At 44.0% G+C, this 19,204-nt stretch carries 23 protein-coding genes; 9 read left to right on the top strand and 14 right to left on the bottom strand.

From position 1 onward, the window contains the following. The first annotated feature begins 1 nt into the window (after position 1). The 4 genes from tolB to queC all read left to right on the top strand — a co-directional run bounded on the left by tolB (position 2) and on the right by queC (position 3,403). Positions 2–1,303, top strand: a complete 1,302-nt coding sequence (tolB, locus tag NHB34_RS01455) for a Tol-Pal system beta propeller repeat protein TolB (protein WP_353427792.1) — start codon at positions 2–4, stop codon at positions 1,301–1,303. 109 nt (positions 1,304–1,412) lie between these two features. Beyond that, positions 1,413–1,916 carry a peptidoglycan-associated lipoprotein Pal gene (pal, locus tag NHB34_RS01450; RefSeq protein WP_353427791.1) on the top strand — a complete coding sequence of 168 codons (504 nt, stop codon included), beginning with the start codon at positions 1,413–1,415 and terminating at the stop codon, positions 1,914–1,916. Continuing rightward, positions 1,917–2,648 (top strand): tol-pal system protein YbgF, encoded by a 732-nt coding sequence (ybgF, locus tag NHB34_RS01445; RefSeq protein WP_353427790.1) that lies wholly within the window; start codon positions 1,917–1,919, stop codon positions 2,646–2,648. An 11-nt stretch (positions 2,649–2,659) separates the two neighbouring features. Then, positions 2,660–3,403, top strand: a complete 744-nt coding sequence (queC, locus tag NHB34_RS01440) for a 7-cyano-7-deazaguanine synthase QueC (protein WP_353427789.1) — start codon at positions 2,660–2,662, stop codon at positions 3,401–3,403. Between the two features lie 3 nt (positions 3,404–3,406). Here the strand turns inward: queC and NHB34_RS01435 are convergent, their stop codons facing one another. The 6 genes from NHB34_RS01435 to NHB34_RS01410 all read right to left on the bottom strand — a co-directional run bounded on the left by NHB34_RS01435 (position 3,407) and on the right by NHB34_RS01410 (position 6,915). Continuing rightward, positions 3,407–4,024: a riboflavin synthase gene (locus NHB34_RS01435; RefSeq protein WP_353427788.1), complete on the bottom strand. Its 618-nt coding sequence runs from the start codon at positions 4,022–4,024 to the stop codon at positions 3,407–3,409. Positions 4,025–4,044: 20 nt separating this feature from the next. Then, complete coding sequence (gene ribD / locus NHB34_RS01430; RefSeq protein ID WP_353427787.1) at positions 4,045–5,187, bottom strand: bifunctional diaminohydroxyphosphoribosylaminopyrimidine deaminase/5-amino-6-(5-phosphoribosylamino)uracil reductase RibD; 1,143 nt, start codon at positions 5,185–5,187, stop codon at positions 4,045–4,047. Next, complete coding sequence (locus NHB34_RS01425; RefSeq protein ID WP_353427786.1) at positions 5,184–5,732, bottom strand: GspH/FimT family pseudopilin; 549 nt, start codon at positions 5,730–5,732, stop codon at positions 5,184–5,186. The genes ribD and NHB34_RS01425 overlap by 4 nt, the downstream gene beginning before the upstream one ends. Next, complete coding sequence (locus NHB34_RS01420; RefSeq protein WP_353427785.1) at positions 5,725–5,931, bottom strand: hypothetical protein; 207 nt, start codon at positions 5,929–5,931, stop codon at positions 5,725–5,727. The genes NHB34_RS01425 and NHB34_RS01420 overlap by 8 nt, the downstream gene beginning before the upstream one ends. 119 nt (positions 5,932–6,050) lie before the next feature. Next, positions 6,051–6,575 carry a hypothetical protein gene (locus tag NHB34_RS01415; RefSeq protein ID WP_353427784.1) on the bottom strand — a complete coding sequence of 175 codons (525 nt, stop codon included), beginning with the start codon at positions 6,573–6,575 and terminating at the stop codon, positions 6,051–6,053. A gap of 37 nt (positions 6,576–6,612) precedes the next feature. Beyond that, positions 6,613–6,915, bottom strand: coding sequence for a hypothetical protein (locus NHB34_RS01410; protein WP_353427783.1), 303 nt, complete (start codon positions 6,913–6,915; stop codon positions 6,613–6,615). 121 nt (positions 6,916–7,036) lie between these two features. Here NHB34_RS01410 and ribBA point away from each other — a divergent pair, with 121 nt between their 5' ends. From ribBA to NHB34_RS01390, 4 genes are all read left to right on the top strand, one after another. Further along, entirely contained in the window at positions 7,037–8,170 is a 1,134-nt protein-coding gene (ribBA, locus tag NHB34_RS01405; protein WP_353427782.1) for a bifunctional 3,4-dihydroxy-2-butanone-4-phosphate synthase/GTP cyclohydrolase II, read from the top strand. 24 nt (positions 8,171–8,194) lie between these two features. After that, on the top strand, positions 8,195–8,707 hold the full coding sequence (gene ribH, locus NHB34_RS01400; protein ID WP_353427781.1) for a 6,7-dimethyl-8-ribityllumazine synthase: 513 nt from the start codon (positions 8,195–8,197) through the stop codon (positions 8,705–8,707). An 8-nt stretch (positions 8,708–8,715) separates the two neighbouring features. Beyond that, complete coding sequence (gene nusB / locus NHB34_RS01395) at positions 8,716–9,237, top strand: transcription antitermination factor NusB (protein WP_353427780.1); 522 nt, start codon at positions 8,716–8,718, stop codon at positions 9,235–9,237. Between the two features lie 123 nt (positions 9,238–9,360). Next, complete coding sequence (locus NHB34_RS01390) at positions 9,361–10,839, top strand: NAD-dependent succinate-semialdehyde dehydrogenase (RefSeq protein WP_353427779.1); 1,479 nt, start codon at positions 9,361–9,363, stop codon at positions 10,837–10,839. 20 nt (positions 10,840–10,859) lie between these two features. Here NHB34_RS01390 and trmB read toward each other — a convergent pair whose 3' ends face one another. From trmB to NHB34_RS01370, 4 genes are read right to left on the bottom strand one after another with little or no spacing between them, the layout of a single operon-like run. Then, positions 10,860–11,675: a tRNA (guanosine(46)-N7)-methyltransferase TrmB gene (gene trmB, locus NHB34_RS01385; RefSeq protein ID WP_353427778.1), complete on the bottom strand. Its 816-nt coding sequence runs from the start codon at positions 11,673–11,675 to the stop codon at positions 10,860–10,862. Next, positions 11,676–12,611 carry a UDP-glucuronic acid decarboxylase family protein gene (locus NHB34_RS01380; RefSeq protein ID WP_353427777.1) on the bottom strand — a complete coding sequence of 312 codons (936 nt, stop codon included), beginning with the start codon at positions 12,609–12,611 and terminating at the stop codon, positions 11,676–11,678. Positions 12,612–12,643: 32 nt separating this feature from the next. Continuing rightward, positions 12,644–13,099, bottom strand: coding sequence for a DUF2721 domain-containing protein (locus tag NHB34_RS01375; RefSeq protein WP_353427776.1), 456 nt, complete (start codon positions 13,097–13,099; stop codon positions 12,644–12,646). Between the two features lie 23 nt (positions 13,100–13,122). Then, positions 13,123–13,968, bottom strand: a complete 846-nt coding sequence (locus tag NHB34_RS01370; RefSeq protein WP_353427775.1) for an undecaprenyl-diphosphate phosphatase — start codon at positions 13,966–13,968, stop codon at positions 13,123–13,125. Positions 13,969–14,075: 107 nt separating this feature from the next. Between NHB34_RS01370 and NHB34_RS01365 the strand changes: the two genes are divergently transcribed. Continuing rightward, positions 14,076–15,710: a TolC family protein gene (locus tag NHB34_RS01365; protein ID WP_353427774.1), complete on the top strand. Its 1,635-nt coding sequence runs from the start codon at positions 14,076–14,078 to the stop codon at positions 15,708–15,710. On the opposite strand, the gene waaC is transcribed toward NHB34_RS01365, so the two are convergent. From waaC to rfbD, 4 genes are read right to left on the bottom strand one after another with little or no spacing between them, the layout of a single operon-like run. Beyond that, the gene (gene waaC / locus NHB34_RS01360; protein WP_353427772.1) at positions 15,699–16,736 is read right to left on the bottom strand and encodes a lipopolysaccharide heptosyltransferase I; all 1,038 of its coding nucleotides are present in this window, start codon (positions 16,734–16,736) and stop codon (positions 15,699–15,701) included. The two genes, NHB34_RS01365 and waaC, sit on opposite strands and share 12 nt — an antisense overlap. Further along, positions 16,736–17,299, bottom strand: coding sequence for a dTDP-4-dehydrorhamnose 3,5-epimerase (rfbC, locus tag NHB34_RS01355; protein WP_353427771.1), 564 nt, complete (start codon positions 17,297–17,299; stop codon positions 16,736–16,738). The genes waaC and rfbC overlap by 1 nt, the downstream gene beginning before the upstream one ends. Before the next feature lie 14 nt (positions 17,300–17,313). Continuing rightward, positions 17,314–18,234: a glucose-1-phosphate thymidylyltransferase RfbA gene (rfbA, locus tag NHB34_RS01350; RefSeq protein WP_353428521.1), complete on the bottom strand. Its 921-nt coding sequence runs from the start codon at positions 18,232–18,234 to the stop codon at positions 17,314–17,316. A 12-nt stretch (positions 18,235–18,246) separates the two neighbouring features. After that, complete coding sequence (gene rfbD / locus NHB34_RS01345) at positions 18,247–19,200, bottom strand: dTDP-4-dehydrorhamnose reductase (RefSeq protein ID WP_353427770.1); 954 nt, start codon at positions 19,198–19,200, stop codon at positions 18,247–18,249. Positions 19,201–19,204 lie beyond the last annotated feature (4 nt).

Raw genomic sequence — 19,204 nt, 5'->3', positions numbered from 1 at the left:
CATGTTGCAACAACTAAAAAAACTGTATTGGTTTAGCGCTTTTGTCATTACTGGAACTTTTGCAACCGTTGCAAACCCAGCGCTTGCGCAAATGAATATTGAAATCACTGGCGTAGGTCAATCACTCTATCCAATCGCGGTGATGCGCTTTAAAGATGAGAGTAAATTACCAACCAGCATTACCGAAATTATTCGTCAAGATTTAGCACGCAGCGGCTACTTCAAGAATACCGAAAATGGCAATGCTGTTGAGAGTGATGAAGGCACGCCAAACTATAAATCTTGGGCCGCGCGTGGCGCTGATGCCTTAGTGGTTGGTTCTGTTGTGCAAACTGGTAGCAATCAATTTGAAATTCATTACAAACTATTTGATATTCGTAAGTCCCAGAGCTTGGGCGGTTTAAATCTCAACTCCTCTGCAGATAATCTACGCGCAGCAGCCCATAAGATTGCCGACGATATCATCTTCAAACTCTTGGGTGAGCGTGGCGTCTTCTCTACACGTCTTTCCTATGTAATCAAAGATGGTAAGCGCTATCGCCTAGTGATCTCTGATGCAGATGGTCAGAATATTCGCAATGCTATGAATAGTGGCGAACCCATTATCTCTCCATCATGGTCGCCTGATGGCAAGAAAGTTGCTTATGTTTCGTTTGAGGATCGCAAACCGGTTATTTACGTTCATGAGTTAGCGACTGGTCGACGCATTTCTCTTTCCAACCAAAAGGGCAATAACAGCGCTCCAGCATGGTCACCTGATGGCAAGAAATTAGCCGTGTCATTGTCAAAAGATGGCAACACTCAAATCTACGGCATAAATGCCGATGGCAGCGGCTTACATCGCTTAACTCGTGGCAGTACTATCGACACAGAGCCACAGTATTCTGCTGATGGTCGCTATATTTATTTCACGAGCGATCGCGGTGGCAGCCCCCAAATCTATCGCATGAGCGCAGATGGCGAGCAAGTTGAAGGTGCCAAACGCGTGACTTTCAAACAAGGATTTGTCACTTCACCACGCATTTCACCTGACGGCAAATACTTGGCATATATCGCTAACGTTGGCGGCGCCTATCGCCTCTACATCCTGAATCTAGCTACCGGTGATGCACAAGCATTAACTGATGGCACCAGCGACGAATCCCCTTCTTTTGCCGCTAATGGTCGCTATGTTCTTTACTCAACCAAGGTGGGTGGCAAGCGAGTTCTTGCGGCAGTTTCCGTCGATGGAAACTCAAAGCAAGTATTAAGCATTCCAGGGTCTGACGTTCGTCAGCCATCATGGGGTCCATTTATGGATTAAATGCCCTTTTTAGGGTCAAAATAGGCTTTTTTGTAGTCTTGGAGGCATAATATGGGCATCGGCTCAATGCCAATCAGTTTAAATATCCAGGCTAGTTAAAAGGAAGATCATGAACGTTTCTATCGCACGTCGCACAGCAACATGGGCACTCATTAGCGCAACTGCTTTGTTAATGGCTGCATGCTCTAGCGTAAAACTAGACGATGTTGATGGTGCAAACGGAAGTGGCGGTAGCGGTAATTTTGCCTCACAGCCATGGAATGATCCTAAGAGCCCCTTATTTGAGAAAAGTGTTTTCTTTGGCTTTGATGAATACACCGTTCAGACCAAATACCAAAAAATGTTGTCTGCACATGCAAGCTATCTGAAAGCAAACCCAAATCAGAAAATTATTATCCAGGGTAATACCGATGATCGCGGTACCGCAGAATACAACTTAGCCCTCGGTCAACGTCGCTCTGATGCAGTTCGTAAATCATTGAACTTGATGGGCGTTTCGGATAATCAAATTGAAGCTGTGAGCTTTGGCAAAGAGAAGCCAAAAGCTGAGGGCGATAACGAAGCGGCTTGGGCAGAAAATCGCCGTGCTGACATTGTTTACATTACAAACTAAATGAAAGCATTCTTCTCCAATAAAAAACAAACGCTCTCACGAGCGTTTTGTTTAAGTGCTTTCATCATTTATCTAGGTGGGTCCAATAGCGCTTGGGCCCTATTCTCAGATGACGAGGCGCGTAAGGCCATTTTGGATTTACGCAAGTCTTTAGCCACAACACAATTAGAGTTGCAGGGTGAAATTGATAAGCTTAAGGCTGAAAATGCCGAACTGCGCGGCAAGATCGAAAACCTTGAGAAACAAGGTGAAGATATTTCTAGTAGCCAAAAAACGTATTACCAAGATTTAGATAGCCGTCTCGGTAATTTTGAGCCGCGCACAGTAACTATTGAAGGCGTTACTGGTACGATTCAGCCCAGCGAGAAAAAAGCATATGACGATGCACTGAAGGCATTTCAAGCAGGGAACCTGAAGAAAGCTGATGAAGCATTTTCTGTATTTACAAATAAATACCCGAAGAGCCCTTACCTACCCCTAGCACTTTACTGGAGTGGTAATAGCAAATATGCCAATAAAGAATATGCTGGTGCAATTAGCCAGCTTCAAAACCTCATTAAGCGTTATCCAAACCATTCGCGCATACCTGCAGCAATGGTGACATTAGGAAGCTCCCAGCTAGAGAGCGGCAATAAAGCGGCTGCCAAAAAAACCTTTAATGAGATTATTGCCAAATATCCAAATACCGATGCTGCAAAAGATGCGCAACAACTGATTACTGCAACAAAGTAAGTTAATAAGACATGTCCAAATTGTCTGCAGCATTTCAGAATCTTGCGCCCCGCAAATCTGGGGCACCAGCAGTTATTTTATTTTCAGGCGGACTAGACTCCACAACAGTTTTGGCTCTAGCCAAAGATCTTGGCTATACACCTTATGCGCTCTCAGTAGGCTATGGCCAGCGCCACTCTTCAGAATTAGCCGCAGCAAAACATATTGCCAAACAAATCGGCGTTGCTCGTCATGAGGTTGTGAATCTAGATTTAACCCGCTTTGGTGGTTCAGCACTGACAGATTCCTCAATTGCTGTGCCTACCGCTCCAAGCAATGATCAAGAAATCCCCGTGACTTATGTGCCAGCACGCAACACCATTTTGCTATCTCTTGCTTTAGGCTGGGCGGAAGCATTGGGTGGGCTCGATATTTTTTATGGTGCTAACTCAGTTGATTACTCTGGCTACCCAGACTGCAGGCCAGAATATGTTGCCTCCTTTGAAGCAATGGCTAACCTAGCCACCAAAGCTGGCGTTGAAGCAATCAATAACGAAAATCGCTTTAGGGTTCACGCCCCGATTATTAATCTCACCAAAGCTCAGATCATTCAGTTGGGTAATCAACTTGGTGTGGACTATTCGCAAACCGTTTCTTGCTATCAAGCAAATGATTTAGGCCAGGCATGTGGTGAGTGCGAGTCTTGCAGACTAAGGCAGGCCGGTTTTGAACAGGCTAAGGTTGCTGACCCCACTCGCTACCAGAAAACTAAATAGCTATTAACCACTTTTAGCTTCAAGCATGCGCGCAACATAACGCGCAATCAAATCCACTTCAAGATTAACGCGATCACCCGCTTGTAATTTGCCAAGCGTGGTGCTTTGCAGAGTATGGGGAATCAGATTGATGTTGACGATACATGCATCTGCCGTATCTTCAGCGGTGTTTACCGTCAAAGAGACTCCATTAACAACGATAGATCCCTTGTATGCCAAAAATGGTGCTAAATCTTTTGGGGCTTTAATGCGTAATAACCAAGAGCCGTAAGCGTCTTTATCAACTGGCGCAAATTGAAATACTTCACCAACCCCATCAACATGTCCGCTTACTAAATGACCTCCCAAGCGATCATTTAAGCGCAATGCTTTCTCTAAATTTACAGGGCCAACTTTATCAAGACCCACTGTCTTGTTGAGTGATTCTCGAGAAATATCTAGGGCAAAGGTATTGCCATTGAATTGCGTAGCGGTCATGCAAGCACCCTGAATAGCAATGCTATCGCCCAGCGCAACATCATCAAGATACCCTGATGGCACTTCGATAACCAATTGAAGCCCATCGCCTTTAACTTGTGTGCTCTTAATTTGACCAACAGCGGTAATGATTCCAGTAAACATGGGGTGATTTTAATTCTTATTTATTGCTTGGATTTAATCAGTCGCAAACGAAGATCTGAGCCAACCAGGCTTTGATCAATTATTTTCCAGTCTTGTCTAGACTGAAGTGAATCTAAAGGGGTAGTGTTTGCCATGCCAATAACCTCCCCCATGAAGAAAGGGGCGTAGTAGAGCAACAACTCATCTACGCAATCTTCTCTTAACATCGATCCATTAAGCTTAAACCCAGCCTCGATATGGATTTCATTCATGTGGCGCTCTTGCGCGAGGTAAGCAAAAAGCTTTGGTAAATCGACTTTCCCAAACTCGTTTGACATCGTCAACACTTCAATTCCACGAGATTCAAGAATCTTTACTTTTTCTTGAGTATCAGAATCAATTATCTTTGCACACACAATCATGACGCCAGACTCCAAGGAATTATTTAGTATGTTTGCGTCAAGTGGTGTCTCTAGCTTTGAGTCAATAATAATTCGCCAAGGTTGACGTTGTGTTTCAACCTCTCGCACATTTAAGGTAGGGTTGTCTTCTTTAACCGTGCCAACCCCCGTCACAATCGCGCAGGCCTGCGCACGCCAATGATGGCCATCAGCCCTGGCCAATGACCCTGTAATCCATTGGCTCTGTCCATTGGGTAAAGCAGTTTTGCCGTCAAGGCTCGCAGCAATTTTTAATCGTACCCATGGTAGCCCTCGAGTCATTCTTGACACAAATCCACAATTTAATATTTGCGCTTCTGATTCCATCAGACCACATTGCACCTCGATGCCTGCAGCTTTAAGTCTTTCCAATCCTTTTCCAGCAACAAGAGGATTAGGATCAACCATCGCAACAATCACTTTTGCCGGCTTAGCAGTAAGTAAGGCATCAACACATGGTGGCGTACGACCAGTGTGATTGCATGGCTCTAGGGTCACATAAATAGTTGAGTCTTTCGGATCAAAACCATTAAGTTTTGTATCAGCCAACGCCTGAATCTCTGCATGAGGACCACCAACCTGCTGTGTAAAACCGCGGCCAATAACTTGTCCATCTTTAACAATGACACAGCCTACTCGTGGATTTGGATTCGCCAAATACAGTGCTTTATGGGCCTCAGCCAAGGCTTCAGACATCCATTGATGATCAACAGCGGTATACATAGGGTCTATTAAACCATTCAATGGCACCGTCTAGCATCTTTGGCCGGATCACAAATACGCCATCTGCCGCCACTACCCAAAATAAGATGTCTCTCTAAACCAGGCTTTCGGATATGACCCAATATCAAGCGATTAGCTACAAATCCACCTTTGGCAGTTTTCGCGGCTCCTGCAACATTAAAACGAATGCCAAGCTCACCTGTATGAGGATCTCGAAATTGCTTCTCTGAGCCAGCAAAAAAGATGGGCTTTATATTTCCCTGTGATATCAATACTCGCTGGGCACATAGAGCTCCCTTTTGCTTTGAGCAATCTTGCTGTATGACCCATCCTTGGTTCCAGTCATCCTTAGAGCGAGGCGCCATCCGAACGGATTCACCCGTCAAGAATGCTTGTTGGCGTGCAAATTGAGCGCTCCCAACCCATTTTCTAGCCACCGTCATAATCTCGCGAGTTGCAACTTGCTTATAGATCAAAGGCATAGCAAACATTGCTGTGATTGCGATAATCAATAACACGGCCATTAGCTCTAGCAGGCTAAATCCGAGCTCACCACACTTACTCAAATACATGGCGCCAATTGATTCGAGTAGCTAGCCCAGAATTTTCATCTACATATACGTGCACCTGGATTACTGGTTTTTCGATACTGGAAATTAACCAAATATTTTTTCCAGTAGCTTGGATGTTGCAATCTCTTTCCGAGTGATTTAATAAATTCAAAATATGTTTCTCACATTCAATAACAGCTTGCTCGGATTTCATGAATTGCGCTTGGGTAGTTTTAATAGTATTTACATGCGTGATCTTTAAAGCTGACCATTGCTCTAGATGCGCTATTAAAGAGGAACAAATTAGTAATAGTGAAATCATCCAAGCCAACATCATGGCAAGTTTCTCGTAGTAAATATCCGCTCAAACTTCCTTTGGACATTGGCCCCATCCGTCATATTTAGTTGAACCTTAAAGGCCCTTTGCTTATGGCTTACATGGTGATTTAACTCATCAATTACCAAGGAGTTAATGCCATTCATTAATGTCGTATTTTGCAATCGTCCTTGACGATCTAATGATTGGCAGACAAGCGAACCGCCATTAGCTTTAGCGCCCTTTGATAATCCTGACTGCCTATCAACCAAAAATCTTTGAAAAGTTAAGTTCTGTTTTGTTCTATCGGTTGTTAAAACATTTCCAACACAATCAAAATCAATTCCATCAGATAACTCATGTCTCACGATTAATGAATCTGATTGTTGAAATCCAACCTTCGTTTGAATCTCAATTGGCAAATTTTGTCCCTTGCTATGCTTATTTGCTACGCTAGATCTCGCATTTTGATAACCAGCCATTCGAATGGCGCGACCGATCAACTCTAGTCCACGTTCTGCTTCTAAATTCATTGAATTCATCTTTTCATACTCAATTTGTTTTAACGCTAATGAAGCACTAGTTTGTAAAAGCGGGCCTAGCAGTAGAGTGCAAAGTGCGATGCCGATGAGGCACTCGAGTAGCGTCACGTTTTAAACCTCCACCATTAATTGAGTTGGCTCTCATTTGCTCAGCCAGTTCATATCGATCGAACTCCTGCCGCAAAAGAGCTTGTTTTTGCTCTTGCTTTAACAGGCGTAACGCTAAGCCCTGATAGGCCTGAATGGAGCTCAACCAGACACCTGTAACTAGGCCCATTGCCACCAAGGCCTCAAGCAAGATAAAACCACTTTGACGATCATTCTTCCGGCTGATGCGCATACGCCATTTTCTGAGGATGTAATCGATCTCGATACCAAATTTAGAGGCTCCTTTTGTCAGAAAAGGTGGGTATTACTGACCGGCTCGCCACAATCGCCCGCTAAGCTTAAAATAGAAAGCTATGCCGCATACTCTAGCCTCCACAGAAGAAATAGTTGCCGAACTCCGTGCTGGCAAGATGGTCATTCTCGTTGACGAAGAGGATCGTGAGAATGAAGGGGATTTAGTTTTATCCGCCGACCATGTCAGCGCTGAGGCTGTAAATTTCATGGCAAAGCATGGTCGAGGTTTAATTTGCCTAACATTGACCCGTGAGCGTTGCCAGCAACTGAATTTGCCTTTAATGGTTCGCGATAACGGCACCTCTATGGGTACCAACTTCACAGTATCAATAGAAGCGGCAAGTGGGGTAACTACTGGCATTTCAGCGGCTGACCGCGCCCACACAATCAAAACAGCTGTAGCCCCAAATGCCAAGCCAAGTGACCTTGTTCAGCCAGGCCATATTTTTCCATTGATGGCCCAACCAGGAGGCGTCCTGATCCGCTCCGGTCACACAGAAGCAGGCTGCGATCTTGCCGCAATGGCAGGCTGCTCACCGACATCCGTTATATGTGAAATCATGAAGGACGATGGCAGTATGGCTCGGCTGCCAGATTTAATAGAATTTGCCAAAGAGCATCAACTCAAAATTGGTAGCATTGCCAATCTCATTAAATACCGCAGCCAACATGAAAGTATTGTGGTTCGCGAAGGTATTCGTGAATTTCTTACGCCATGGGGTAAGTTTGAAGGCATCATTTATCGCGATACTCCGAGTTCTTGTATTCATATTGCGCTAGTTCATGGCAAGCCCTCTGAAGCACCAGAAACTTTAGTCCGCGTTCATGAGCCTCTCACCGTTTTAGACTTTTTAGACTCTGAGGTCAGCACCCATTCTTGGCCTCTAGGACAAGCTTTGCAACAACTTGCCACCGCCCCTGCTGGAGTTGCGGTTTTACTAAATGCTGCCGGAATTGCTGCGCCAAATGACCAAGACTGGTTAGCGCAATTCCAAAAACTGAATCAAGCAAAAGGCCAGGAAAGCAAACCTTTAGCTCGCAAGACTGATTTCCGAAGCTATGGCATTGGCGCTCAGATTCTAAAAGATGTCGGCGTCCAGAAAATGCGATTACTAGCAAACCCAAGCCCGGTACCAAGTCTTTCTGGTTACAAACTAGAAGTGACTGGCTACATCCCTTATCAGCCCAAATAATTCATCTGTTAGCAAAAGATCACTATGACCGATACCAATAACGATTTTGTAGGCGTACTTGAAGCGGATCTGAATGGCCAAGATTTGCGTATCGGCATAGTGCAGGCACGCTTTAATGAAGACCATTGTGTTGCGCTTACGAACGCTTGCATTAGTGAACTCATCTCGCTAGGTGTTTCGCAATCTGATATCAAACTAGTTACCGTACCAGGTGCACTAGAGATCCCATTTGCACTTCAAAAGCTTGCAGAAACTGGTGAGTTCGATGGGCTGGTTGCCTTAGGCGCTGTGATTCGTGGGGAGACCTATCATTTTGAATTGGTCTCCAATGAATCTGCTGCAGGCATTACGCGCATATCAATTGATTCTGGTTTACCGATTGCTAACGGAGTACTCACCTGCGATACAGACGAACAAGCACAAGTGCGTGTGAATATAAAAGGTGCTGATTGCGCTAAGGCTGTTGTGGAAATGGCTAATCTAGCGCTAGCCCTGACGCCCGATATTAATTTCGAAGTGAATGATGGTGAAGAGTAATTATTGATATGACGAAATCGACTCCAAATCCAGCTCAAGCAAAAGCCATGAAAGATAGTGGCGATGGCAAATCTACAGCACCAAAGCGCTCTCTGACACCACGTCGTCGCGCACGAGAATATGCACTCCAGGGAATTTATCAAAGTCTGGTTGTGAGACGCGCTGGTAGCCTGCCTAATGGAGCAAATATTGCAAAACAATTAGCAGAAGACCCTGCATTCAAACGCTGTCAATTAGATCTCTTTCAGGGTATCTTTACTGGAGTCTTGGATCGCGCTGATGAGCTCGAGGCGCTAATTACCCCTACTCTTGACCGCCCCATTAATGAACTCTCTCCCGTTGAACATGCTGCCCTTCTCATTGGCGCATATGAGCTCGCTTGTGACTTGTCCGTACCATATAAGGTAGCTATCAATGAAGCCGTAGAACTGGCTAAAACATTTGGCGGCACCGATGGTCATAAATACGTTAATGGGGTCTTAGACCTCTTGGCACAGAAACTACGCACAGCTGAAACAAACGCAGGTTAATTCCTAAAAAATTTTCTTCTAGGCAACATGAACCTCACTTACTATAGCAAGTGAGGTTTTTTAACTTCTAGGGATAAAATCGTTCAGAATAGTAGAGACCCCTTTTGATCGGAAAAGTTCATCATGCAAAAAATTGATATTCGCAGCCTTCTAAAAGATTCAAGCCTATTTAAGGAGCAAGCCTTTATTAATAATGAATGGGTCCAGTCAAGCTTAAATACCCATTTTCCTGTTAACAATCCAGCCACTGGCGAGATCATCGCTCAGGTAGCCAATTTAAGCGGTGCAGATGCGGAGAAAGCTATTACCGCCGCTGATGATGCTCTTCCGAAATGGAAAAGCATCACCGGGAAAGAACGTGCTGGCCTAATGCGTAAATGGTTTGATCTCATTCTGCAAAATAAAGAGGATCTAGCGATTCTGATGACCTTGGAACAAGGCAAGCCTCTCCCAGAATCAACTGGCGAAGTAGTCTACGGGGCATCTTTTATCGAGTGGTATGCAGAAGAAGCAAAAAGAGTATCTGGAACAATACCAACAACCATTTGGGGTGATAAACGCTTCATGGTTCTCAAACAACCCGTGGGTGTTTGCGTCGCTATTACTCCTTGGAATTTTCCTAATGCGATGATTACCAGAAAAATTGCGCCAGCAATGGCAGCAGGTTGCACGATTGTGATCAAACCGGCTGAACAAACGCCATTATCAGCCTTAGCCCTTGCAGAACTTGCAGTGCGAGCAGGCATACCCAAAGGTGTTGTCAATATAGTCACTGCCGATGCCGACCAATCTATTGCCGTTGGTAAAACGCTTTGCGCCTCACCAACAGTTCGCCATCTGTCCTTTACTGGATCAACAGAAGTAGGTCGAATTTTGATGGCGCAGTGTGCACCTACCGTGAAAAAACTTGCCCTGGAGTTAGGAGGCCATGCTCCATTTATCGTATTTGACGACGCCGATATTGATGCTGCGGTCGCAGGTGCGATTGCCTCGAAATATCGTAATTCTGGTCAAACCTGTGTGTGTGCCAATCGGATCTATGTTCATAAGAAAATTCATGACGTCTTTGTAGAAAAATTTGCCAAAGCCGTTCAAGCAATTAAGGTGGGCAATGGTATGGAAGCAGGGATACATCAGGGCCCCCTCATTGATCGGGCTGCATTTGAAAAAGTTGAACGTCATATTGCCGATGCCCTAAATAAAGGTGCCAAGCTGATTACAGGCGGCAAACCCTCTCCTTTAGGCGGCACTTATTACGAGCCTACCGTTCTGGACAACGTCAGCAATGACATGCTCATCACTTATGAAGAAACCTTTGGACCAGTTGCCCCTATCATTAGCTTTGAAAGTGATGAAGAAGTAGTTCAGTTGGCTAACAATAGTCAGTATGGATTAGCTTCCTACTTTTACAGCCGTGATATTGGTCGTATTTGGAAGGTTGCAGAAGCCTTGGAATACGGGATGGTCGGCGTCAATAGCGGAATTATTGCTAACGAAGTTGTGCCATTTGGTGGCGTTAAACAATCTGGCCTAGGCAGAGAAGGTAGTGTCTTCGGTATGGATGAATACCTTGAGCTCAAGTATGTCTGCGTTACACTTTAGCCTCTTAATGTAATAAACGCTTACTTTTTAATATAGACTAAATCCCATACACCGTGGCCTAGCTTGATGCCACGGTTTTCAAACTTGGTTACTGGGCGATAGCTTGGTCTCTCAACATAACCCAAGTGTTTTAAGTTTAACTGCTCAATCGTAGGTTTAAATTCATTTAACTCTTTAGATAATTCTTCAGACTTAAGCGCATCCTCAGAAGAGAATGTTTCCACGGAAACATACTGATCTGAAGTATTTTGCAAACTGGGTTCCGCATTCAAAACTAAAAGCATCTGCTCTGCATAGTTATGCCAATCAGTAGCCAAGTGTAAATATCCGCCAGCCTTTAGACGCGAAACCAAGAGCTTTACAAATTTTTCTTGAATCAGACGACGCTTATGATGGCGCTTCTTATGCCAAGGATCAGCAAAATAGATATGAATGCCATTCAAAGAATCAGGAGCAATCATATTTTCAAGAACTTCAACGGCATCGTGACGAATAAGGCGTAAATTGGTCAGTTGATTTTCACCAATCAGCTTTAGCAGTGCACCCACCCCAGGCAGATGAACTTCAATTCCCAGAAAATCATCATTTGGGCGTAAAGCTGCGATCTTGGCGGCAGTCTCGCCCATACCAAAACCAATTTCCAGAATCTTTGGTTTTGTGGATCCACCAAATGCCTTAACCAAATCTAGATTTTTATCTTGATAAGGAATGAGAAATTTCGGGCCTAGCTCCTCAATTGCACGTTGTTGTCCTGCAGTGGTTCGGCCCGCCCTAAGAACAAATGAGCGAATGCGCTCAAATGCCTTTCCAGATTGATCGACATCATCTAAACCCAATTACGCCACAATCTTTCTAAAGTAAGCAATCGTCTCTTTCAGACCATCTTCGAGATTGACCTTTGGTTGCCAATCTAATTTTGCTTTGGCTAGATCAATATTGGGTTGACGTTGTTTTGGATCATCAGAGGGTAATGGCTGATGAATAATTTTGGATTTGCTGCCTGAGAGCTTGAGCACTGTCTCTGCTAATTGCAACATTGTGAATTCACTAGGATTGCCAATATTGACCGGCCCTGTAAAGCCTTGTTCTGAGTTCATCATTTTGACCATGGCATCAATTAAGTCATCTACGTAGCAAAAGCTACGGGTCTGCCTACCATCGCCATAAATGGTGATGTCTTTACCCTGTAAGGCTTGAACAATGAAATTACTCACTACACGGCCATCATTAGGGTGCATACGAGGGCCATAGGTATTGAAGATGCGCACCACTTTAATATCAAGATTGTGTTGGCGGTTGTAATCAAAAAAGAGGGTTTCTGCGCAGCGCTTACCTTCGTCGTAACAGGAGCGAATACCAATTGGATTGACTCTTCCCCAATATTCTTCAGGCTGTGGATGAACCTCAGGATCCCCATATACCTCACTAGTAGAGGCTTGCAAAATACGGGCACGGGTTCTTTTAGCAAGACCTAACATATTGATCGCACCATGAACGCTCGTTTTAGTGGTCTGGACTGGATCATATTGATAATGCACTGGCGATGCGGGGCAAGCCAAGTTGTATATCTGATTGGTTTCTACATAAAGTGGAAAGGTCACATCATGGCGCATCAATTCCAAACGGGGATTTGACAACAAATGTTCTAAATTTGCCTTAGACCCAGTGAAATAGTTATCCACTACCAAGATATCATTACCCTCTTTTAAGAGCTTCTCAGTTAAGTGCGAACCCAGAAAACCTGCGCCGCCAGTGATGAGGATTTTGTTCATGTTTTATATTTATTAAATATCAAGTAAAACTACTAATTTTTAGGAGAGCTCCAGCCAGCAGACCGATAGGCATATACTACTTCGGCCAAAACAATTGAAAGAGATGTCATAAAGGATATCAGACCCAAAACAAAGGTCCAAATCACATACGTTGTTTGTAAAGACCTAACCGCACCTGCCTGAAAGAAAAATAATTCAAGCACGGTCAGTGATATAAAAATACCACTTAGGACGTCAAAAAAGATTGCCAGAGTACAAAGTCGACCACGCATTTTTGATTCATTTGCCTCGCGTTGCAAGTGTTCAATTGTCCTAAGGTCTTTTAGCTCCCCAGAAAAAAGTGTCTGCTGGATGGCGCGCATTCTATCGACATTTCTGGCGAGACGAACGGATATGGCATTTAATAAGGTCGCAACAGCAGTCAATAAAAATACTGGGGCTAGAGCTAGCTGAATGTTATTGGTAATTGCGTCGATTGATACATCCATTGAATTTCCTCAATTCCCCAAAATTAATACGACCACTGAATCAAGCCGCCGTATGCGGTGAATAAAACTAGTAGCCCAAACACAATGCGATACCAAGCAAATGGCTTGAAATTATGATGCGCTACATAATGAATTAACCATCGTACACAAATAAACGCTGAAACAAATGCAGCGATAAAGCCAATTACTATCGCGAGCGTATATTCGCCAGAAATAGCCACCGGATTCTTCCACAGCTTTAGCAACTCATAAGCAGTTGCTCCACCAATAACGGGAATTGCCAAAAAGAATGAGAATTCGGTGGCAACAGTTCTGGGCAATCCAAACAATATTCCGCCAATAATCGTAGCGCCAGATCTTGAAGTTCCTGGAATCAATGCAGCACATTGTGCGATACCGACTTTAAAAGCATCCAGATAAGAGAGATCGTCCACCGTCTGAATACGACATGAACTTTCATTGAAGTTTGCTTGGCGTGACTCAGCCCAAAAAATAATAAATGCGCCAAGAATAAAAGCACTTGCGACAGGAATGGGGGCAAAAAGGATCGCCTTAATATGCTTGCTAAAAATAAAAGCCAGGCCCATCACTGGTATTGAGGCAATCAACAAATTAATCACAAATCGACGAGCACTTGCACTAAATGTCAAGGAGGAGGCAACCTTTGTCAACTTATGACGAAACTCCCAGCAAACTGCCAATATTGCCCCAAACTGAATAATGACCTCAAAGGCCTTTCCTTTCTCATCATTGAAATCAAGTAGGTCTCCAACCAATATTAGATGGCCGGTACTTGAGATGGGCAAAAACTCTGTCAAGCCCTCGACCACACCCAGAATGACAGCCTTAAATAGCAATAGTAGATCCATAACCAAATTTTATCGGGTTGTGAAAGTGCGCCACTTATTTGGCAAAATAAAGCTCAAATTAGCCTAGTTGACGATTTAGCCTTAAACTTCATGCACCCCAAAATTTGATGAATTTGATGAATCCAAAGCGCTTTCGACCCTCTAGAATTACCATACTCGGCCTGATGGTGGGACAGGCTCTTGGACTCAACTCTTGGTCTACAGCAGCCCTGGCACAAAGTCCCAATACAGCAGTAAAACCGGTCCTCCCTACGTCTATCAGCCCCTCATCTCTGATTGAGTTAGAGCAGCCTCCCCAAATTGCGCCCCCACCAAGCAAACCGGCATTGCCTGCCGGTGGAGCTCCTTCGAGCATTAACAGTAGCATCGGAGCAGCCCAAAAAGGTCAATTAACTGACTTAATTCAACTGTATCAAGATGCTGCCTTTAGCGATCCCGTTCTGAATGCAGCTCGATTCAACTATCAAGCCAGCAAAGAACTCTATTGGCAAGGTCTTTCCCTACTCCTGCCACAAGCCAATGCAACACCTGGTGGCACACGTTACTACCAGCATGGCGTTGGACAAACAGTAGTGGCTGCTGGGCCCGGCAACTCGCGAGTCTTTGATCAAAAAAATTATACTGTCACACTTACTCAGCCGGTATTTAACATTGCGGCTTTAGAGGCATTCAAACAAGGCGACTTAAATACTAAGATCGCTGATATGCGTTTTTACCTAGCACAACAAGATTTAATTATTCGCGTCTCTCAGGCTTACTTTGATGCGCTAACTAGTCAGGATAATGTTGAACTCTATCGCAACAAAAAAAGTTTAATCAAGCAACAATTAGATGCGGCACAAGCTAAATATGATGCAGGCCTAGCAACCATTGTTGATGTCAACACAGCACAAGCTGCACTTGACCTCGCTAACTCTCAAGAAATTGCCGCTCAAGCAGACTTAGTTGTTAAAAGTGGCGCTCTAGAACAGCTGGTTGGACACCCTGTTGGACCACTTCGCCCATTAGTAAAAGATACCAAGATTCACGGCGTCCTAAAAGATCCTCGCAGCAAGAGTAAAGACTCCAAAGGAAATCCGATTGCAGAGAGCGTGAACCCACAGCTGCCTCCCGGGCAAACACTTGATGACTGGATTAACCAAGCAGAAAGCGCTAACTTTAATGTGCTCGCCAATCAGCTTTCTGTCAGTCTTGCCGAAAGCACTTATAGAGCATCTCAAGCCTCAAATTATCCATCCATTAACCTAGTGGGAACTGCAGGTTACAATACTTCAAACGGCACGCCTAATAGCTATACACCAGCAAACACCAATGTGTACAACAATACTATAGCCCTACAGATGAATATTCCACTGGTATCTGGTGGATTTAATAGTTCCGTCATACGGCAAAATGCGGCACTGGTTGATGCTGCTAAAGCAAACTATGACAATGCACGCCGTACTGCGGCTCAAAATACTCGAACAGCGTTCACAGGTTTCTACGGAGGTCTTGCAAGCGTGAAGGCCTTTGAAGCGGCTGAGCGCTCATCAACCTCTGCCTTAGAATCTAGCAAACTAGGCTTTCAAGTCGGAACTTTAATTAATATTGATGTATTGATTGCCTTAGATACTCTGATTACCACTCGATCACAATTGCAACAAGCACGCTATAGCACCATCTTGAATGCAATCAAGTTAAAAGCGCATGCTGCTTCATTAACTGACGAAGATTTGATAGCAATAAACGGTTTATTGCGCTAAAAGCTCATTAGTGGCTGCAATAACATCTGAAGCAGCCGGAGAAGTCTTCATATCCCCTAAGTTGCGAATCTTGCTAGACCAGTAACCATCAGTTTTCCAACGAGGAGAGTCGCAATAGATCTCGATGGTTGGCTTATTTAGAACTGCAGCTAAATGGGTTAAACCAGAATCTACACCAATAACTAACGAGGAATTTGCAATCACTGCAAAGGCTTCCTCAATAGAAAATGCTTCGGGAATAACCGCATTCGGAATTTGTTCTGCAAGCTCCTCGCTTACTTTTTTCTCGCGAGGACTTCCCCATGGAAGCACAACTTGATAACCTATTTTAGAAAGACATTGGCCAACATCAACCCAAGCTTCATTACCCCAGCGCTTTGCTGCTCTTGCGGTTGAATGAAAAAATATGACATAGGGCTTTTTAAATTGAACTGCAGAATTATTGCCAAGAGTTTCAATAAAGCTTTGAGGGTAAAACTCTACATTTTCATCCCTACCAATCAATGGCCAATCAAAAGCAGAGCATGCGACATAACGCGAGCGATCGATTGCATGGCAGCGAAAAGGAACTTGAACGGATTGGCTATAAAACAGCTTTGAAATGGATTCATAACCTGAGTATTCCGTAGCATTTGCTAAGCCCGCGACCACCGCATCAGGACTTTTTTTAGCCAATGCACATACCAAAGCAGACTTTAATAGACCCTGGGTTTCAATAATGACGTCATAAGATACCCGCTGAAGATTACGCCTAAAACTGAAATACTCACGCCATGTGCGCAAGCTCAATATTGATTTTTTCCAGCGGCGTAATCCAAATGGAATGATGCGATCTATTCCGCGAAAGTGATCATTAGTTAATAGTGGCTCCAATAGATGCGCATACCCCTCCTCCACAACCCAATCAATGCGGGCATTAGGAAGGCGGGCGCGGATATCCCAAACAATTGGCAAGTTATGCAGAACATCCCCTAAAGATGAAAGCTTAACCAGCAATATATTTGGGGAGGCACTCGATGTAGTCATTAAAACTTCGGGGCTTTTTCCCAAGGTAGACCTGCTGAATCTTTTGCATTGAGATTTGGTAATTCACCCGCCTCAAGGGGCCACTCAATAGCAACAGTAGGATCATTCCAGGCCAAGCAAACTTCACTTTGGGGGTGATAGTAATCTGTTGTCTTATACAAAAACTCAGCAGTCTCAGAAAGAACTAAAAATCCATGGGCCAAACCAGGCGGCAACCATAATTGTCGATGATTTTGTGCGCTTAGCTCAATGCCTACCCATTGACCATATGTAGATGATTGTTGACGCAAGTCAACAGCAACATCAAAGACAGCACCGAAAACAACGCGCACTAGCTTGCCTTGGGTTTTCTCTAACTGATAATGCATGCCACGTAAAGTAGAGCGACTAGAAAAAGAATGGTTGTCTTGCACAAATTGAACATCTAAATCGGTTGCTGATGCAAAATCTTGAGCATTGAATGACTCCATAAACCAACCACGATCATCACCAAATACCTTTGGCTCGATGATTAATACTCCATTTATAGAAGTTGGCGTTACAGTGAGTTTAGATGCTTGCATATGGTTTATAAAAATTACTTTTTAGAGGTCAGCGAAATTGGCTCAGAACCATTCTTCATTTCATGCAAGATTTTTGAAAGGTATTGACCGTAACTATTTTTACTCAACTGTGATGCTACTTTTTGGACCTCTTCTGCCCCGACCCAGCCTTGACGAAAAGCAATTTCTTCTGGGCACGCAACCATGAGTCCCTGACGTTTTTGGAGAGTGGCAATGAAGCCTGCTGCATCTAATAAAGAGTCGTGGGTTCCCGTGTCCAACCAAGCAAATCCGCGCCCCATGATCTCTACGCTTAGTTGATCGCTCTCAAGATAGGTGCGATTGACATCCGTTATTTCCAGCTCTCCTCGAGCACTCGGTTTGATCGAACTTGCAATATCACACACTTGATTGTCATAAAAATAGAGCCCGGTTACCGCATAACTACTCTTAGGTGCAACAGGTTTTTCTTCAATAGAAATAGCTTTATAAGACTTATCAAACTCCACCACACCGTAACGCTCAGGGTCGGTCACGTGATAGGCAAAAACAGTCGCACCTTGTTGGCGCTCGTCAGCACTTTCTAGATTGTTGACTAATTCATGGCCATAAAAAATGTTATCGCCTAAGACCAAAGCACTCGTGTGATTACCAATAAAGTTTTTGCCCAATATGAATGCCTGAGCCAATCCATCAGGAGAAGGCTGAACGCAATATTGAATATTCAAACCCCATTGAGAGCCATCACCGAGTAATTCAGAAAACCGAGGGGTGTCGTGAGGAGTAGAAATTAAGAGAATGTCGCGAATACCAGCCAACATCAGCGTCGTCAGAGGGTAGTACACCATCGGCTTGTCATAAACAGGCATCAGCTGTTTAGAGACCGCCTGCGTAACTGGATAGAGTCTGGTCCCAGATCCACCAGCCAAAATAATGCCCTTACGATTTGCTGCCATCATGCGTATTCCTTAAATAAGTCTATCTTGGGCAAGCTGAGAAACATATTGGCGTACGCTTTCTTCCCAAGAGTAATTCAAATGCTCTAATTTTGTCACATCATTCTGTTGCTCAATCAGAAAGTGAAGCTTCGCATTACTCAATCGAGAATTCTGGGGTCTAGGCGCGGGTAATGGATATTCAACAGCCAAAATAGGGCTAATTTGTTCGGGTTTAGCTTTCAATGCAATGCCTTGATCAAGAGCAGATTTGATCGCAAGATTTGCCAAACCATACCAAGTTATTTCACCATTGGGAACCACGTGATAAACACCGGAAGGAAATGGAGTCAATTGCAAGCTTTGATCAAATAAGAAATTTACACTTACCCTGGCCAACCAATCTGCATTTGTTGGCACGCCATATTGGTCAGCAATGATTCTTAGTTGATCACGCTCTTTGGCTAAACGCAAAATTGTTCGTATGAAATTTGCACCATCTCCATATACCCAACTTGTTCGAAATATGGCAAACCTACCAGAAGTTGATTTCTGGAAAACTGTTTCAATTGCCAATTCTCCAGCAGCCTTGCTTCTACCGTATTCACATAGAGGATTGCGCTGATCCCCCTCAACATATACCCCCTGCTTTTTTCCATCAAACACATAATCTGTGGAATAGTGCAAAAACATTGCATTGTTCTTAACGGCATATTGAGCCATTTCTTCTGGTGCTTTAGCGTTGACTGCGTAGGCAATATCGACCTCATCCTCAGCCTTATCGACTGCTGTGTAGGCGGCGGCATTAATAATAATGCTTGGTGAAAAGGCATTAAGAATGCGTCGAATACCCTCTTGGTCTGCAAGATCAACATCACTACGCCCCACAAACTGAATTTCAGCAATCTTAGAAAATGGCGTTATCGCAAATATTTTCTGAAAGGCCTTTCCTAGCTGCCCATCTTTACCAAAGACAATGATTTTCATATCG

Source organism: Polynucleobacter sp. MWH-UH19D (assembly GCF_040409795.1).
Lineage (GTDB): Bacteria > Pseudomonadota > Gammaproteobacteria > Burkholderiales > Burkholderiaceae > Polynucleobacter.
The sequence above is the reverse complement of the archived record's forward strand: the minus strand, read 5'-3'. Positions and strand labels throughout refer to the sequence as shown.

Bases quoted from the DNA above. Each gene is read 5' to 3' on its own strand.
- queC (WP_353427789.1), top strand. From the start codon at position 2,660: ATGTCCAAATTGTCTGCAGCATTTCAGAATCTTGCGCCCCGCAAATCT.
- rfbA (WP_353428521.1), bottom strand. From the start codon at position 18,234: ATGGCAGCAAATCGTAAGGGCATTATTTTGGCTGGTGGATCTGGGACC.
- NHB34_RS01415 (WP_353427784.1), bottom strand. From the start codon at position 6,575: ATGAATTCAATGAATTTAGAAGCAGAACGTGGACTAGAGTTGATCGGT.
- NHB34_RS01375 (WP_353427776.1), bottom strand. From the start codon at position 13,099: ATGGATGTATCAATCGACGCAATTACCAATAACATTCAGCTAGCTCTA.
- tolB (WP_353427792.1), top strand. From the start codon at position 2: ATGTTGCAACAACTAAAAAAACTGTATTGGTTTAGCGCTTTTGTCATT.
- NHB34_RS01410 (WP_353427783.1), bottom strand. From the start codon at position 6,915: ATGCGCATCAGCCGGAAGAATGATCGTCAAAGTGGTTTTATCTTGCTT.
- NHB34_RS01390 (WP_353427779.1), top strand. From the start codon at position 9,361: ATGCAAAAAATTGATATTCGCAGCCTTCTAAAAGATTCAAGCCTATTT.
- NHB34_RS01380 (WP_353427777.1), bottom strand. From the start codon at position 12,611: ATGAACAAAATCCTCATCACTGGCGGCGCAGGTTTTCTGGGTTCGCAC.
- ribBA (WP_353427782.1), top strand. From the start codon at position 7,037: ATGCCGCATACTCTAGCCTCCACAGAAGAAATAGTTGCCGAACTCCGT.
- waaC (WP_353427772.1), bottom strand. From the start codon at position 16,736: ATGACTACATCGAGTGCCTCCCCAAATATATTGCTGGTTAAGCTTTCA.
- rfbC (WP_353427771.1), bottom strand. From the start codon at position 17,299: ATGCAAGCATCTAAACTCACTGTAACGCCAACTTCTATAAATGGAGTA.
- NHB34_RS01435 (WP_353427788.1), bottom strand. From the start codon at position 4,024: ATGTTTACTGGAATCATTACCGCTGTTGGTCAAATTAAGAGCACACAA.
- NHB34_RS01365 (WP_353427774.1), top strand. From the start codon at position 14,076: ATGAATTTGATGAATCCAAAGCGCTTTCGACCCTCTAGAATTACCATA.
- nusB (WP_353427780.1), top strand. From the start codon at position 8,716: ATGACGAAATCGACTCCAAATCCAGCTCAAGCAAAAGCCATGAAAGAT.
- ybgF (WP_353427790.1), top strand. From the start codon at position 1,917: ATGAAAGCATTCTTCTCCAATAAAAAACAAACGCTCTCACGAGCGTTT.
- NHB34_RS01420 (WP_353427785.1), bottom strand. From the start codon at position 5,931: ATGAAATCCGAGCAAGCTGTTATTGAATGTGAGAAACATATTTTGAAT.
- ribH (WP_353427781.1), top strand. From the start codon at position 8,195: ATGACCGATACCAATAACGATTTTGTAGGCGTACTTGAAGCGGATCTG.
- NHB34_RS01370 (WP_353427775.1), bottom strand. From the start codon at position 13,968: ATGGATCTACTATTGCTATTTAAGGCTGTCATTCTGGGTGTGGTCGAG.
- rfbD (WP_353427770.1), bottom strand. From the start codon at position 19,200: ATGAAAATCATTGTCTTTGGTAAAGATGGGCAGCTAGGAAAGGCCTTT.
- pal (WP_353427791.1), top strand. From the start codon at position 1,413: ATGAACGTTTCTATCGCACGTCGCACAGCAACATGGGCACTCATTAGC.